This is a genomic window from Reichenbachiella versicolor, from assembly GCF_003171675.1.
Taxonomy (GTDB): domain Bacteria; phylum Bacteroidota; class Bacteroidia; order Cytophagales; family Cyclobacteriaceae; genus Reichenbachiella; species Reichenbachiella versicolor.
The window spans coordinates 67262-82906 of sequence record NZ_QFZQ01000010.1 but is presented as its reverse complement, the minus strand read 5'-3'; the positions used below and the strand labels follow the sequence as shown (position 1 = coordinate 82906).

At 35.2% G+C, this 15645-nt stretch carries 14 protein-coding genes; 6 read left to right on the top strand and 8 right to left on the bottom strand.

Features of this window, described 5'->3' with window-relative positions; translation table 11 throughout:
* Positions 1–27: 27 nt before the first annotated feature.
* The 3 genes from DKG80_RS18065 to DKG80_RS18055 all read left to right on the top strand — a co-directional run bounded on the left by DKG80_RS18065 (position 28) and on the right by DKG80_RS18055 (position 2408).
* Positions 28–1011, top strand: a complete 984-nt coding sequence (locus DKG80_RS18065; RefSeq protein WP_109832782.1) for a hypothetical protein — start codon at positions 28–30, stop codon at positions 1009–1011.
* Between the two features lie 85 nt (positions 1012–1096).
* A complete protein-coding gene (locus tag DKG80_RS18060) occupies positions 1097–1408 on the top strand; it encodes a hypothetical protein (RefSeq protein WP_109832781.1) in 312 nt (103 codons plus the stop codon).
* 310 nt (positions 1409–1718) lie between these two features.
* Positions 1719–2408 carry a recombinase family protein gene (locus tag DKG80_RS18055; RefSeq protein ID WP_185140179.1) on the top strand — a complete coding sequence of 230 codons (690 nt, stop codon included), beginning with the start codon at positions 1719–1721 and terminating at the stop codon, positions 2406–2408.
* Here DKG80_RS18055 and DKG80_RS18050 read toward each other — a convergent pair.
* The gene (locus DKG80_RS18050) at positions 2375–2818 is read right to left on the bottom strand and encodes a JAB domain-containing protein (RefSeq protein WP_109832780.1); all 444 of its coding nucleotides are present in this window, start codon (positions 2816–2818) and stop codon (positions 2375–2377) included. The genes DKG80_RS18055 and DKG80_RS18050 overlap by 34 nt on opposite strands.
* 432 nt (positions 2819–3250) lie before the next feature.
* On the opposite strand from DKG80_RS18050, the gene DKG80_RS18045 reads away from it, so the two are divergent.
* On the top strand, positions 3251–4933 hold the full coding sequence (locus tag DKG80_RS18045) for a toxin-antitoxin system YwqK family antitoxin (RefSeq protein WP_109832779.1): 1683 nt from the start codon (positions 3251–3253) through the stop codon (positions 4931–4933).
* A 220-nt stretch (positions 4934–5153) separates the two neighbouring features.
* On the opposite strand, the gene DKG80_RS18040 is transcribed toward DKG80_RS18045, so the two are convergent.
* The gene (locus tag DKG80_RS18040; RefSeq protein WP_109832778.1) at positions 5154–6527 is read right to left on the bottom strand and encodes a hypothetical protein; all 1374 of its coding nucleotides are present in this window, start codon (positions 6525–6527) and stop codon (positions 5154–5156) included.
* Positions 6528–6660: 133 nt separating this feature from the next.
* Positions 6661–9066 (bottom strand): VapE domain-containing protein, encoded by a 2406-nt coding sequence (locus DKG80_RS18035; RefSeq protein ID WP_109832777.1) that lies wholly within the window; start codon positions 9064–9066, stop codon positions 6661–6663.
* A 498-nt stretch (positions 9067–9564) separates the two neighbouring features.
* On the opposite strand from DKG80_RS18035, the gene DKG80_RS18030 reads away from it, so the two are divergent.
* Positions 9565–10764 carry a hypothetical protein gene (locus tag DKG80_RS18030; RefSeq protein WP_109832776.1) on the top strand — a complete coding sequence of 400 codons (1200 nt, stop codon included), beginning with the start codon at positions 9565–9567 and terminating at the stop codon, positions 10762–10764.
* Here DKG80_RS18030 and DKG80_RS18025 read toward each other — a convergent pair whose 3' ends face one another.
* The gene (locus tag DKG80_RS18025) at positions 10765–11247 is read right to left on the bottom strand and encodes a hypothetical protein (RefSeq protein ID WP_109832775.1); all 483 of its coding nucleotides are present in this window, start codon (positions 11245–11247) and stop codon (positions 10765–10767) included. It abuts the gene before it with no gap.
* A 91-nt stretch (positions 11248–11338) separates the two neighbouring features.
* On the opposite strand from DKG80_RS18025, the gene DKG80_RS18020 reads away from it, so the two are divergent.
* Positions 11339–12097 carry a hypothetical protein gene (locus DKG80_RS18020; protein ID WP_109832774.1) on the top strand — a complete coding sequence of 253 codons (759 nt, stop codon included), beginning with the start codon at positions 11339–11341 and terminating at the stop codon, positions 12095–12097.
* A gap of 4 nt (positions 12098–12101) precedes the next feature.
* On the opposite strand, the gene DKG80_RS18015 is transcribed toward DKG80_RS18020, so the two are convergent.
* Genes DKG80_RS18015 through DKG80_RS18000 form a run of 4 tightly spaced genes read right to left on the bottom strand, consistent with a single transcriptional unit; the run spans position 12102 to position 15643 of the window.
* Positions 12102–12764: a RipA family octameric membrane protein gene (locus DKG80_RS18015; protein WP_109832773.1), complete on the bottom strand. Its 663-nt coding sequence runs from the start codon at positions 12762–12764 to the stop codon at positions 12102–12104.
* A 16-nt stretch (positions 12765–12780) separates the two neighbouring features.
* Positions 12781–14385 (bottom strand): N-6 DNA methylase, encoded by a 1605-nt coding sequence (locus DKG80_RS18010; RefSeq protein ID WP_109832772.1) that lies wholly within the window; start codon positions 14383–14385, stop codon positions 12781–12783.
* Positions 14382–14993, bottom strand: coding sequence for an HNH endonuclease (locus DKG80_RS18005; protein ID WP_109832771.1), 612 nt, complete (start codon positions 14991–14993; stop codon positions 14382–14384). The genes DKG80_RS18010 and DKG80_RS18005 overlap by 4 nt, the downstream gene beginning before the upstream one ends.
* Positions 14990–15643, bottom strand: a complete 654-nt coding sequence (locus DKG80_RS18000) for a hypothetical protein (protein ID WP_109832770.1) — start codon at positions 15641–15643, stop codon at positions 14990–14992. Before DKG80_RS18000 ends, DKG80_RS18005 begins: the two co-directional genes overlap by 4 nt.
* Between the last annotated feature and the right edge of the window lie 2 nt (positions 15644–15645).

Below are 15645 nucleotides of genomic sequence, written 5' to 3'. Positions count from 1 at the left end.
AATCTGTAGTCTTTAAAAACTACCTTAATGGAACCAAAAATAAATTACTCGTTTCGAAGTGGATTTGATCCTCGAAAGCTAGACCTTTCCAAAAAGCCACATGGAGAACCATTTTATATAACCGTCGACTATAACGGCGAAAAGCATAAGGTGCCATCCTTGATTAATAATAGTAGAGCTAAGTCAAACGAGGAGTTACAAGAGCTAGTAGAAAGAGACGGTTCTAAGGAGGTAGACATGATTAAGCATATTATCGAGATAGAAACTCATAATCATACACAACCTCTTCCAAATGCTCTATTATCTAAGATTATTAGAGATTACCGGTACACTTTGATAGATGCCCTTGCATTGTACGGGATCAGTTTGATTAGATATCCTTGGAAGTATTTTAAGGAGATCAAGCTTGAAGGTGAATCAACTGATTTGTTTTACCAAATGGAGAATCTATTTGGATTCAATGACTTTCTTCCACTCTCTAAGCCTCAAAAATGGAAAGAGAAGAAAAGACCTTCAATGAACCAATCTGAGGAAGATCTTTTGAAAGAGAATATAATCTCCAAATATGAATTCGAGCAAAGAGAGTTGAAAAGAGAAAAGATGCTCGATAATCCATATCTCTTTTTAAAGTCAATCTATGGAGTTTTTGAAGCACTACCTGATGTTGATCCTGAGTCTGAACTGGCGAATCAAATTGACAGTGTGTTTCAAGCAAATAGATTCATTGATATTGTAACTGAATACCTAAGCAAATCAAATTTGACAAGGATTGACAACACTGTTTACAATTGGTTCTTTGGAGGCACAAGGATTGAATTTGCCAAATACTTCGACACCCAAGTTGAAAATGATATGTCTACGGAGATGCAATTCCTAATATTACAAGCAGCATTCATCCCTAATGACTTCCGACACAATTCGAAACTTGCCCAACATATTCATCATAGGTTAGACAAAGATGGTCGATCACTATACGACAAAGGCATGGTTTCTCTGAGCCAGCTTATTTGAAGTTATACACATTTTGAAAGTCTTCAATTCTTGGTCAAACCAATTCTTTTGTTCTCAAATAAGTTCAATTTAAAATCATAAAACGATGGAAGACAGATTTGAAAACAAGATAGCCGAACATGTAAGATTGGTAATTAGAGAAGAATTAATTCCTGTCATGGCCGAGCTCATGAAACTTGAAGTTTTTCATGACATGCTGGATGACTCCATTTCTTCAAAAGTTAAACGCCTTGACTTGGTGACTCTAGAAGAAGCCGCTCATATACTGGATTGCAGCATATCAACCGTACTGAGGAATGAAAAGAAAGGGTTCTATACACGTGTCAATCAAGTTCCATTTTCCAAAATTATGTACAAGAGACTCGATATTAAAGGCTTCATGGGGTTCGACAACTAAACCAGTTTTAAGATTGATATAGACATATGATTTAAAACGGGTGCACACGTTTTCTTTCATTTTTTGAAATCAACTGTCCAAAGCCTAAATGATATCACTTGACATTCAAAATCACTGAATCCATATTTCCGACTGATGGGTAGTTGTCTACTAGATTTTGCCCTTAGTACATAAACCGTTTAATAGATTTGGTGTGAGACAGCCACTTTTGGCTCTTTTTTCATTTTAAGAACCGTGGTTGTTAAAATGAAAAATGTAGACACGATCCCATTTCGATTGGTTTGATTTGATAGAACATAAAATCGCCAATATGAAATACGTCACTTATTTTAGAGTATCGACCGCACATCAGGGTAGCTCTGGTCTTGGGATTGAAGCCCAAAAAAGCATGGTTAGTCACTATGTTAAACCATCTGACACGATAGTTGCAGAATACATAGAAATAGAGAGTGGTAAGAAGAATAACCGCCCTAAGCTCAAAGAGGCAATTGAGACTTCAAAAATCAACGATGCCACATTACTAATTGCTAAGTTGGATCGACTGTCAAGAAACGCAGCCTTCATATTTCAATTGAGAGATTCTGAGGTTGACTTTAGAGCTGTTGATATGCCAGATGCTAATTCATTGACTGTAGGTATCATGGCGGTACTTGCTCAACACGAAAGAGAATTGATATCTGAGCGGACACGAAGAGCTATGCAAATCAAAAAGTTGAGAGGCGATCGCTTGGGCAATCCCCAAAACTTAACAAATAAGACTATTCAAAGAGGATTAGAAGTAAGACAACGCAACGCTGCAACACACCCCGCAAATGTCCAGGCAATGGAAATGACCTATGCTCTAAGGAAAACTGGATTAACGTTTCAAACAATTACTGACAAACTGAATCAGATGGGAATGAGGACTCGATATGGTAAGCTGTTTGTAGCTTCAACTGTCGCTAGATTGTACAAGACTAAATTGGCTCAAATGATACCTTCTTCTGATGAAGATCTATAACCTTCTGTGGTAACAATCAAATGATCAATAACCTTGATATCTAGGAACTGTCCTATTTGTTTAGCCTTCTTTGTAATAGCCATATCCTGTGTACTGAATTGCAAATTACCTGAAGGGTGGTTATGCGCCATAATCATTGAACAGGCATTAGCTTTCATAGCTGCATAGAATACATGCTTTAGTTCAATGACTGTTCCTGCCACTCCGCCGATCGAATCAACATATATACCCAATACTCTATTGGCTCGATTGAGTAACATAACCTTGAATTGCTCTTTAAACTCAATCTGATTCCTATCCCAAGTTTCGAGGAAGACCTTGTAGGCATCTTGTGGGCATATCACTTTGGCACGTTCTGAAGGTTTTACTTTAGAAGAGTATATGAGTTTGATTTCTGCAACATTATCCATGTGTTTAAATAAACCATTGACTAAGAATATGTCAATAGAAACATGAATTATAAATCTTAATTAAATGCTCTTCTTTGTTTAATTATATAATTGACATCAAATCAACTTAGGATTCACAATCAATTCATTTGTAAATAGTTAATTTAGCTGAGTAACTAAACGTACAATAGATAAGAGAAAAGAAGTCACTTAAATAGACATATAAAGAATTGCGTTGCTAACGTTTCTGACTAGCTAAAATCGCCAAAAATTTAGAGGAAGAAACAGTTCGTACACGCCCTGATATAGGGTGTGATACTGTATGCTGTATTATTTCCTCAAGGTGTTTGGCGATACCTAGCTAGTTGATAGTATTGGCAGAGGTTCACGCCCTTCTTTTTTATCATAGATTCTGACCTGCCTTTCGGACCTCGAGGTATAAAAACAAAGACAATGAGGTTCAAATATCAATTACTGATCATGATAATCATGATCACTTTTCAAACAACAGCTCAAAATAGAAAGGTTGAAACCTACTACGATCTGTACAAAACCAAAATCCACGAATTCTACACCACGTTAGATACACCACCCTATCGAAAACATGGTTTGTATAAAGAGTTCGATACTCAAGGAAATTTGATTCGATACAAGGAATTTAATGATGGTAAACAAGACGGTGTTGTTCGAATCTACTATTTCATGCCCGATTATTCCCAAAAGGATTGTTACGGTAAACTTACTGCGGAGTCCTATTGGAAGGATGGAAAGCGACATGGCTGGGACAAAGCATGGTCATGTGATAGAGGTAGATTGATTCCCACTCAAGAAATCTACTACGAGTACGGTGAACAAGTCAAAGCCAAATTGTATCATCGAAATGGAGAACTCAAATCTGAAAATCAACGAACGGGTTTGAACAAAGAATGGGATGATAAAGGAAACCTAATTGCTGAGTATCAATTAGTCGATGGAGTTGAAGAAGGTTTAAAAACATTATATCATTCTAACGGTCAAATCAAGATGAAAGGAATCATGAAGGATGGTAAACACTCTGGTGATTGGAAAGCATATCATCCAAATGGTGAAATGATGAGTGAGTTTACAGTCAATCCTAATATTCCCTATTTCAAAAACATCATGAAATACACCGATAGAGGAGTTCTAAAGGAGTCGACAATTTACGACGGCAATTTGCATGCAGTTACTCTTTACGACTCTCTAACTGGCATCAAAACCTCTCTAGAACATCGGAAATATTCATCTGACAACAGCTATAGAAGACAAGGCGAATTATCAACATTCTACAACAATGGACAAGTCAGATATATTCTTGAATTCAATGGTATTGGACAAGTTGTAAAATCAACATCCTATGATAAATCAGGTGAAGACTTAGGCGGTATTGAAAAGGATAGTGATGGCATTCCTATTGGACAATGGGTTGTTTTCAAAAACATGAAAACAAACACAATTACCTATGCTCCTGATTCTGCCAATATGTATTTCCAAATAGATCATAATACCCAAGGTTATATTGAGTCTGTCAAAGGATATTCACTGGAAGGACAACTTGTATCCAAAGGTATGTTTTATGAGAAGAGTGAGATGAACTATTTAGAACATGGAAATTGGAAATACTATCACCCATCAACTGGAAAAGTAGCCCAAGAAGGAAAGTTTAATTATGGTAAGCCAACTGGCGAATGGATGTCCTATAGCGAATCGGGAGACTTAACGGGAATGACTACGTATTCAAATGGAAGGGTAACAAAGAAAGAAACTGGAGCTGAATTAGAGGCTCGACAAATGAAAGAGTTCAAATCCAACCTTGTCAAAAAGTACTATCACTACTCTACGAAAAATAACAATCCTATTGTAAAGCACTACTTGTACAACTCTTCTAATACTGCAAATGCCCCCATTGTCGAAAAGGCATCTGAACTTATGGATTACTATTTATCCGATGCAAAAGACTGCCTAGACATAGACTGTTTAAAGTCGATAGAAACGAAGGTGATCAAAGTAGAAGACGTACTGAAAAAGTATCAATCTAACGATCCTGGGAAACTGGCAAAGAAGCTCAAATCTGCAAGCACTACCGAAAAGATTGAAGCTTTACTTCTTTATAATTAACTCATTAACAAAGTGTTAAGAATTTCATTAAACCATTTTGTCATGTTGGTCGATTGGTTACAATTGTCTCATAATCAATTTGTTCACAATCAAATTTTATGAAATCATGGAAAACAAAAAAGAGGTAAAATCAACAATCAATGTTAGTTCAAACGGAATGGTTGACCTATTGCTCAACATCTTGGAGAACCCAAAGTCAAGTAAAGAAGATAAGTCGCTTTCACGAACTGAACTGAAACGAATGATCTCTGTTAGTATGCCTGCCTGAGTCGGTAGCTGTCAATTTTGAGAAAGTAGAAGAGCTCTTATGAGCTCTTTTTTTTTGTTTGTCCTCAATTTCAATTCTTGGCTTTGTACCTAGCACTCTCTCACAAACTAACATAGCAATATGATAAAACCTATCTGCTTGAGACTGTTTTATTATCCAAGCATCGTGAACGGTAAGTATTCTATCTATCCCGCTATCAATAGCTTCTTTGACAACATGTTCTAATACAACTTTGCTTTCCATTCTTTGCAATACAATAGCCATAATTGAATACATCTTGATATCTGACAAATCGACTAATCTGACTGATTTTATCTCATCGATGATATCAGTAAAGCCTTTATATTCCTTATCAAAATACTCTTTCACGTTTTGATTTTCTACCTGAGTTGCTCCAAAAAGCAACTGGTAAGTTAGCTTTTTTGCTTCTTTCCTTTCAATACCAAGATGCTTTGCCAAACCGATATATACATCTCTATCTTGACTAAAAAGAACCTCATTTCTGAACATCTGAAATCCGCTTGATGTAATTAATTTCTCAATCAAGGGTTTCAACTTCTCAGAATCTTTTTTAGACAATACGCATTCTACCCATTCAACACTAATGTTGGCAAGCATGTATAATTGAGACGTTTTAAGATCAAACTCGATTAATTTCTCATCGATATCACTATATCTGATTTCGGGTCTTAATTCTGATTTGATATTTGTAATACATGAAAATATCCTATTACCAAATGTATCCATAGACGGTCCAAGTTTGTGATGGTGTCTCGCAATTCTCGGTAATGATTGAGAGTCAATTTTTGAAAGAGACTTTTTCAATATTTCTGAAACCGAATGAGACAACCTTATTGTTGAACGCCTTCCAATGATGATCTCTTTAAGCATCCTTTGTTTTGCCTTTAGCACTCTTTTTGACTTCAATCTATATTCGATATGGCTAGAGGAATAAAACACATCTAGCATCATCTCTGGTATCTTGTATTTCTTTGTATATCCTGATCTGTTAACGGTATCAGTTTGAATTCCTGTGGAATAAGAATCGTTGATTTTTAATAATCCCATTTTCATCAATACCTCAATCGTCTTTCTGTATTTCGAACGCCCGAAAATTATTTTAAGCATACTTGAGTGGACTTGATGATGGTCAGTCAATCGACTTTCGGTAAAGGGTTTCTCGTACTTATTTGACTCATGAATGTTACGATACATCAATAGGCTATAGAATAGTAAGACTCTTTCTACATCAACATCTACTTCATTTGATATCTTTTTTATTCTCTCTTCAGTCAGGTATGGTGGCAATAGCAAAAGATCACTCATTCTTCGATAAATATTTTGTTTTAATTATTGTATCGAGAATGAATGATCTGTTTAAAGAATCTTACCAGATATTGATTGTTCTTTTTTTTACTCTTTGTTTTTTAATTAATTGAATAGTATTTAATGGATTTGACTAATCATTACTTGGATTGTCTTTTGAACTGGATTGATCCTTACTAGTCGATTGATCCTTATTCTTACTATTTGGTTTTTGAGACTCTCTATGTTTTTGTTCTTCATTTTGTATTAAACGCTCAAGCTTTTTTGTTTCCATATCCTCTTCTCTCTTTTTGGCTTTTTGTAATTCTTTATTTTCCATTTCGAGATTACTGTCTGGCATTGAGTTCATCAAGTCAGTAATTGAGTTCATATCCTCTGGTTTACTCTGCTTTGAAGAGTCAATTGGTTTCGTTTCTGAATCTGGAAACCCTTCTGCATTGAAATTAACCGCATATAACCTTTTAGTCTTTCCATTGACAGTCCTACTTGTTTGCTTAAACCTCATACTTTTTAATATCATACCGACTTGCTGTGAGTACCTGACTGGTATCAATTCTCTCATTCTACCATTCTCTTGCACTGTAGTTTCATTGATACTTTCAATGATTTCTGTACATGTCATATTTGGAGTATTACCTATTCTGCAAAACTTTGATATGTATTCAACATACGGATTCGTTGCTTCAAATTTCAAATTATGCTTATCTAGCTTCTCCCGTTCTGTTTTTGTCAAATGACCACGTTCACCATTCTTATACAATTGATATACTTCCGCAAACACCAACCTCATATCGACATTATGCTTGTAATTGATACTCTTGGCATTAATCGGGAAAAACCTTCTATTCCCTGTTTGATCCTTCAAAATCTCATCTGTATTAGATGTTCCAATGACACTTGCTTTTCGAACATGATTTGAAACTTCTCTAGCGTATGGTTTACGATGACTAATTTTATCCATACTTAGCATTTCTTTAAAGGCTTCGTTAGATGCCTTCTTTGTCAATACTGAACTGAGTTCATCCATTAGAATTAAGATATATTGACCAAGCATCAATTCATCATCCTTTACCCCAGGAGTTAAATTCTTAGTAGCAAAATACTCTTGCCAATCTGTTGGCAATAATCTCTTTGACCATTGTGTTTTACCTAAGCCTTGACTCCCGATTAACACTAATACATTTTCGTTGGCTTGCTTATCCTCAATTAACGATGAAATCAGCCCAATTAACCACCTTCTGATCATGATGTATAATATCTCTTTATCCTTGGTGCTAGCAGGTTCAATCGTTTCAACTAATTTCGATATATGCTGTTCTCCATTAACCTCTTCAAGTCTCTCTAGATAGTCTTTAACGGGATCGAATCGATTAGACATAGCAATGGTCGTGAGCAAATCATCACAATCTGCTTTTCGATATGTACGATGCAGAACATTTATATAGATCTCGCATAAATCATTATCCTCAATTCTTCTCCAATCCTTTGATCCATATCTAATCTCACGGCAGTTGTTAAAAGAGTTGAGTCTAATTTGAATGTCTGCTAATGCTAGTTTGCTCTTTGCTCTCTTTACCTCTAAAGAGTTCTTGTGTTCCTTATCCAGTGTTGGGTATTTGTAGCCTAGCCTTTGTGCATATTGTATGATTGTTCCGATCCCTATTCCATTAGGATATTCTTCCATTCCTTTATCAAATTGCTCATCGACTTCTTTGGCATTGTACGATCGGTCTCTTTTTGAGAAATCATGAAACAAGCTTCGACCTAGCTCTTCTCCGAACTCTGATTTAAGTCCATATCCAACATTTCTCCATTTTAAATAATCTTCGGTGATGGATAGTTTGTTGTCGTTCAAATAACCTAATACACCTTTTGTAATTACGTATTCAACACTATCGCTACTTAACATTTCTTGCTCGTGGAAATGTGTATGTGACGATGGTTTTGCTTGAAGCATGGTTTTAGCATCAAACTCTAATGGCGACACATCTAAATTCAAATAGAGATTTGAATCATAACCCAGAAAACAAGACCTAGTGATATCCTTTCCAGACTCATCTATATTTATTCCCGACCTCCGGTACCTTCTAGAGACAGTTTCAAAAGCGAGTTTATGAAATTGAAAAGGGTCGATGCTCTCATCATATTTGACAACGTGAACTACTTTTAGCCCCAAACCGCTTGGCGAGACAAAGCTCAATGCCACATGATTCATATTTTTCACATCTTCTTTTAGTAGCTCAGCCTCCTCTATTGATTCAAGATCGTCAATATCAATCACCAACATTGAGCTATATTCTATCAATGTGATAGACTTGCGTTTAGCAAATTTCCCTGCAAAACTCACCATTGGTAATTTCTTCTTTAGAGCTGTGATCTGATCGCCTTTTTTGCCATTGTTTTTCTCAATAGCCTGTCTGATTTTATTCGTTTTCTTCTCTAGTTCAGTAGATTGAATAATAGTTGCGACCTCTTCCAATGTGACCGACTTATTTGGTTCGTCTGCATATGCGTCTTGATAGTATGAGATATATGACATCGTTTTATTGTTTGATTTGATGCCAAATTATCTGATCTCCTATGTCATTCTTATTGAGAATCTATTGCTTGACCTTTGGTGAATGAACATGCCAGACTTTGACATTCTCACCCCTTCTTTTTTCAATGTTGTTTTGATTTTTTCTTATTCAAACCTCCCTACAACGATTACAGCTCCCCTTACCTTAACTGTAATTGAAAACTGCCTCTGCCAACTATACAACTGCTTCCATTACACCATTACACTCACCACATCATAAACTGTATCGAAATCAAAAAATGCTTGACGATGAAATAAAAAAATGCGATTCTCAAATTCCATGAAATCGGTGTAATGGCTGAAATTTCTAATAAAAAATCGTAATGTACCTGTCAAATTAAATCACATTCATTCATCAAGGATCATGATTCAAATTGCTGATTTCAAATAGTTCATAACCGCCCTAATTATGCCAAAAGGCTACACGGTGTGGTCTTATGAACTAAAATTATTCGAATCATGAATGAAAAATTTAGACGCTATGATCAACGGTTTGAAATTGAATTTAAAACGCCTGCTCCAATTATTACGGTAAGTGCCCCAACGCAAACTGAAAGAGCATTACTCATCGAAAGGTACATTTATGAACATCTTGAAAGAATTCATAGAAAAAAACAAAAGGCTATAACTGGTCAACGGACTTTGAATCTTCTGATTGACACACCAATTGATTTTCATATTCTCAAAAGGGACGATAAAATATCTGAGGACATGAAATACACCTTACCTGCGGGTTATTATGGATATGGATTACTTCACAAACACCTTCTCCAGAGAGTTAAGAACTATGTAGTGGATAATGGTTTTCATTACCAATTGATCTTTGGTGATTATAATTCTGAGATACTGGATCAACCTATCATAACCGAGAATTGTGCAAGGTTTATTAGTAAAACGGGGGATGAAGACCTAATTGGTAGCGAGTTTGAAGAAATGATGATGGATAACTTGGTTTCACTTCAAAGTCTATTAACTAAGAATGTTTCTATGATACTTTATACACATACCAAGTTTCATTCTTGGAAAGAAGTTATTGGTGGTGATTATTTAATCTCCAATTACATTAAAGGCTCAATTAAAAGATCCATTTGGGAAATTTGTCATGAGTTGATTCCAATGTTCGTTGGTTACAATGACCCTGTTGATCATTACGAAATACTGATTGGGGAGGTTAATAATGAAGATGTAATGAGAAATAGTTTCTCTGTAGGTTATATTTATGAATCACCTTATCCCTTTCATGAAGGCTATATCAATTCTGAGAACAATGAAACCGAAGTTGAGTTAAAATACAACATTGGAAGAGTTCTACTCGATATGAGTAAAATAATGGGGAATGAGTATCTACTTCAAATTTTCGTTACCCAACATGACAATATGAAGTTCGTATCCAGTTATTGCTTTTATGTAGATGAACATAATCCCGACTTAATCATTGATCATATCTTTCATCGGAAAGAATTGAACTTACTGAAACATGACTTTTTGTTTATCGCTCCTATTGATCTTATTGAAACGGGATTCCTAATGGAAAACTCTCAAGCCTCATTTATGAAGAATCCTCAAGGTCTAATAAGGCTTAGTGAGAAGACTAAACCTTTTGACCCCGTGTTTGATCCTCCAATCGATTTTTTAAAACAGTTTGAAACTGGTAATTAATCATGACGGTTTGGTCTCATTATTTTTGAGACCAAACTTTAAATTCATTTCTCTGCGTACATCATTTAGGTCGTCAAACGTACTGATCCAGCTGTGATAGTTTTTAATGATTTCTTGCAACTGACTTTCTTGACCCTCTTCCTCATAGAATATGGTAGTAGCGATTCCGTTACCATCAAATCGTGCTGGCTTTTTTTCGGAATCTCCGCTAGTCTTCTTTTGGTAGATGCCTTTCCCATTGCTGCTAACCCAAAGGTCTGATCGATAGCTAAATTCTATATCTTCTGATCCGATCAAACAATTGTGTGGAATTTCACCTAACAATGTGATCTTGGACTTAACGTCTGTATAAATTAGAACTCTACCTTCATCTTTGGTCATAAGCGATAACCTGTTGCCACTTCCTAAGAATAGCCTATTCTCTCCCAATCTTTTGAGCACATGTACTACAATTTCTTTTTGCCTTTCTAGATCAAGTCCCATACTGAATAAGGTTTATTGGTGCACAAGCTAATAATCGAGTAAGAATCTGTTTAAACGACCTCAATAAATAGTTTAAATAAACTCGAATTTAATGACTAAAAGAATCGATGATCTAATTCCTGACCACTACATCATAACTAATAGTATGGGTCAATACTTCATTCCTTCCCGAATTTTTGAAGGGCTTTGGTTACTTGCTAAATCAAAAGGGTGGAAACCATCAAAGAATAAAACTCCAGAGAATTTCTCAATATATGGCTCCACTGATGGTAATATCCATTTAGCTCTAGCAACACGTTTTAGCTATTCAAAAGAGAATCTAAAAGACTTTGCTGAGATTATTGATAATTACCATTCTGAATTGTCTTTAACTTCTGAGAGGTCATTATATGACCCTTCTGATTTCAACTCTTTCGAAAATACTGAGGGTAAGACTCTACCTATGTCAACCGAACTCATTAGTTCTATTATCAATGAAGTTCTTGACAAAAGGATTAAATTCATTTCTAATAAACTTGCGTCATTAGGTTCTCAATTGACTAGTGCCTATTCGGAAATTGAAAATAAGTCCTTTATAGTACTAGATAAAGGTAGATATCGTAAAAGTGCTGTTACTTTCAAAAACGGACTTCATCGTCCAATGAAATTTCAAACGGGATTGATCGAGTCCAATGAAGACCTAGAATGGTTTAATTCTATTCTTGAAGCTGGAAATGCAACTATTGACTTAGTTCAAATGTATTTGAGATTCAAAGTACCGAATGACCTTAATCTTACTGAACCTACTAACGAATCACTTGACGTAATTGATTACAATGGTGGACGTGCTTATGTGTTTCCTATTCTGTAACTCCCTATTGCTTAAGTTTTAAATCATCCAGTGGATCTGTATTACTTGCTAAAAACCAACATGTTTTCCGTTTCGATGTAATCTTTTCTGATCCGATTTTCATCAAAGGAGTAATAGCGCTAAGGACTATCACCAAAATTGAAGAATCAATACAATGATTAACCTCATTTGGCAGCTTAAGTAACCTTCCGCTTAAAGAAACGTCCAACTTATCTAATAGCAGACACCCCCACGCAACACAAATTATAAATGCAAACATAATTGCAATCTTAGAAGTACTGTAATTGGCTCCGCTTATCGGAGACCAATACTTGTTTTGAACATTTTTATTGGCAAATACTGAATATATCCGATTGCCCTTCTTTAGACGTAGAATACGTTTCTCATAATTGTTGACTAGCAAAATGAAGTTAATATTCCAATAGTAATATCCCTTACTAGACCAATAAAGCAATAGGCCTGCCAAAAAACCAACAAGCAATATAGGAGTCGTATCGATTTCTATTTTTGAAGTCAAGACTTGTAAGTAACCAATAAAAAGTGCGCCATTGGCTACGTAGAAGTAAGTTAGCCATTTGTTGAAATTATCGTAATGAAAATTTCTAGCATTAATCAGAAGGCTATACTGATCTCTCAATTCATCTAACTCCTTCGATTTCTTTCCCATTTTTTCACCACCTAATTCAATTGACTATCCTCATCCTTCTATTTTGTAACTTCTTCCTTATCCCTTGTAATTTTTCAATTTCCTCTGAGCTTAACTTCAATACTCTATTTAATATCAAGTAATCATACTCATTAAGAACCTCCTCAATTGATACTTTTTTCTCAAACCTTTTTCTAAACTCATCAAACTCATTCTCCTTAATATCGACGTAGGGAATAGGGAGGTTTTTAAACTCAATTGGAGTTAACTCTAATACTCCTCCCCCGTAGTACCGTCCATCAAGTTCAGCGTTAAGAAGGGTAAAGGAATTATAAAATGAATAGACCAGACTATTAATTGAGTAATCATCCTTCATTTGAACTTGATAGGCAGAATCTGTCACTAAAACCTCCGCATCATTCTTTAAAAACTTAGGATATTCATAGCATCGCTTAAAAAACATGCCTTCTGGAGGGATTCCTATGTTTGGAATTTCATACCATTTATTTCGTTTTTGACATTTATATCTTTGATGAATCAATTCATTTTCACCTTTGTCAAGATAGGATCTGATCCTTTTATCACCATCAATAATTTCATTTTTTAAGCATAGCACTTGAGAAGGTTTTCCCATGCGCTCTATTTTTCTAAAGTCTTCGATATCAAAAACCACACTACCATTGACAAATATGGATTTTTGAATAATTGGTTTTAAAAACTTCTCTAAGCCGTAATCGTTGCCTGTCGCTTCATCTACAATAAAATAGTTATTTGCCGCAGTCACTATTCCAGGTTTCGAGACACAATAATCATTTGTTGTGAGGCACTTAGATTTAAGTTGATTAATAAATTCAATCTCATCGCCATCAAGAATGTGATGCGTCCATTTGGTATTATACTTTGTTATTGACCTATTCTTTTTTAAATCTAATTTTTCTTTGATGAGTTCTTCCTGATTACGAACATGGCAATAAAATTGTCCGTTTTCAATTGCTTTTTTATAACAAATAATTACCACCGTATCCTGTCCTATTGCATCGAACATCAATTCATCAAACGTAAATATTTCTGTTCGTTCAAAATTTGAAACTAGGTACTGTCTAATTGATTCAGAAAATTTTACCTGAAGTAATTCAGACGGCAAAACGAAGGCTAAAACCCCCTCGTTACTTAACATTGAAGAGCATTTAAGAAGGAAAGCAGACCATAAGTTTTTAAATGATGTCTCTTTAAGGTTGCATTCTGAGTGTACCTTTTTAGCCTTAACAATTTGTTCTGCGTTAAGAAAATTCTTTTTCACATAAGGTGGGTTACCTATTATAAAATCAAATTCCTTTGTCTCCTTATGGTAGTTAAGAAAATCATCATTAATAGCTTCCCATTTATCAACACCTGAATCTTGAATTAGCTCTATGACTTTTAACAACTCATCTTGAATTAATTCAACACAAGTGAGCTTTAAGTTTTTATTGTAAACTTTAGAAGAATTAAGTATCGACTCGATAAACATGCCGTCTCCTACACTTGGCTCTAGAATAGAATACTCTTTCCTACTACTCATACTTCTTGCCACATGATTAACCATGAAATCCGCAAGAAAACTGGGAGTATAAAATGAGCCTATTTTCTTTTTGTTACTCACTTCTTTCTAATCTCTATCAATCTATATGGCGCAATATTTGACCTGACATTTAAGTGTTGATACATCTCAATTAATAGCATTGAGACCTTCCTTGACAACGTTAAATCCTCAGTTTTATTAATAAGCGAAGTGGTTTCCGCTATTAACTCCTCCGCTCGGATTTTTAAAACTTGTTCTCTTCTTTCATAAACTAATTGTGGTCGATTAAGGTATAACCTATTTACAACATACCTTGACGCCACATGTTTCCCAACTAAAGTAAAGTCATTTTGATCAAGCTCGAATAAATCTGTATAGTTATGATCACTAGGGTCTGGATAGCAAATTTCATCTAAATTAATCGGATTATTAGGCCAATCATCGGATTTAAAGCGGTTGCAAACTGGACATGCATGATACAAATTTGTAATATCATTCTCTAGCTTTTTAAATTTTGACTTGGGTCTAAAGTGTTCAATGTGATAGTGATCAATCCCTCCCCAAGGATTTTCATGAATTGAACAATAGACGCACCTATTCTGACAATCATCGGACACCTGTTGTTTCCAATCCGTATAAACTCCATCTTTTTGGACTCTACTTTTTTTATCAATTTGAACCCAATTCATGAATCTTCTAATTTTGATTTAAGAAGCTGATTTAATTTTTCTAGCTCGCTAATTTGTTCTTCATACTTTTTAAGCCAAGCATTCCTATCATCAAACCCTGAAAATGGCAATTCTAACTTTGCCTGTAGAGCCTGTAGTTCTTTCATAGAATTTGGGTTCGAAATACCAGCTGAAACCTCCCTAGCAAGACGATTGTATTCACTGAAGGCATCCGAGTTTTCCTTCATGTAATTCTTCGCTGCCCTCCAAAACTTAGGTATGTACTTCTCTGAATCACTATAAAATTCATTCCGGCCAATTATATCGTCATACTCACTATACTTACTAGTTAAATCCTCATCTGTATGTATTACAGTAAGTGCAAATATTGGAAAATCCTTTAGCTGTTTTCTGAGAATTGAAATTAATTGACTTCCCTTGTATTCTACAGGTCCAACATCATCATTAGATTGATCATTCAATTTCTCATCCAAGATAAGAACGACAACATTTTTATCCTGAATAAAAGAGAAATACTCTTGAACCTCGCGAAATGGAGTTGCTGTAATCACTTCCAGTTCACTTCCCAATTCAAGTAGCCCAATCTCAATATTGTTCTGAACCGTAGTACTTTGATCTGGGTTATCATCAATTATTGCTATTGCAGCCATAC

Bases quoted from the DNA above. Each gene is read 5' to 3' on its own strand.
- DKG80_RS18065 (WP_109832782.1), top strand. From the start codon at position 28: ATGGAACCAAAAATAAATTACTCGTTTCGAAGTGGATTTGATCCTCGA.
- DKG80_RS18060 (WP_109832781.1), top strand. From the start codon at position 1,097: ATGGAAGACAGATTTGAAAACAAGATAGCCGAACATGTAAGATTGGTA.
- DKG80_RS18040 (WP_109832778.1), bottom strand. From the start codon at position 6,527: ATGAGTGATCTTTTGCTATTGCCACCATACCTGACTGAAGAGAGAATA.
- DKG80_RS18030 (WP_109832776.1), top strand. From the start codon at position 9,565: ATGAATGAAAAATTTAGACGCTATGATCAACGGTTTGAAATTGAATTT.
- DKG80_RS18025 (WP_109832775.1), bottom strand. From the start codon at position 11,247: ATGGGACTTGATCTAGAAAGGCAAAAAGAAATTGTAGTACATGTGCTC.
- DKG80_RS18020 (WP_109832774.1), top strand. From the start codon at position 11,339: ATGACTAAAAGAATCGATGATCTAATTCCTGACCACTACATCATAACT.
- DKG80_RS18055 (WP_185140179.1), top strand. From the start codon at position 1,719: ATGAAATACGTCACTTATTTTAGAGTATCGACCGCACATCAGGGTAGC.
- DKG80_RS18015 (WP_109832773.1), bottom strand. From the start codon at position 12,764: ATGGGAAAGAAATCGAAGGAGTTAGATGAATTGAGAGATCAGTATAGC.
- DKG80_RS18005 (WP_109832771.1), bottom strand. From the start codon at position 14,993: ATGAATTGGGTTCAAATTGATAAAAAAAGTAGAGTCCAAAAAGATGGA.
- DKG80_RS18050 (WP_109832780.1), bottom strand. From the start codon at position 2,818: ATGGATAATGTTGCAGAAATCAAACTCATATACTCTTCTAAAGTAAAA.
- DKG80_RS18035 (WP_109832777.1), bottom strand. From the start codon at position 9,066: ATGTCATATATCTCATACTATCAAGACGCATATGCAGACGAACCAAAT.
- DKG80_RS18045 (WP_109832779.1), top strand. From the start codon at position 3,251: ATGAGGTTCAAATATCAATTACTGATCATGATAATCATGATCACTTTT.
- DKG80_RS18000 (WP_109832770.1), bottom strand. From the start codon at position 15,643: ATGGCTGCAATAGCAATAATTGATGATAACCCAGATCAAAGTACTACG.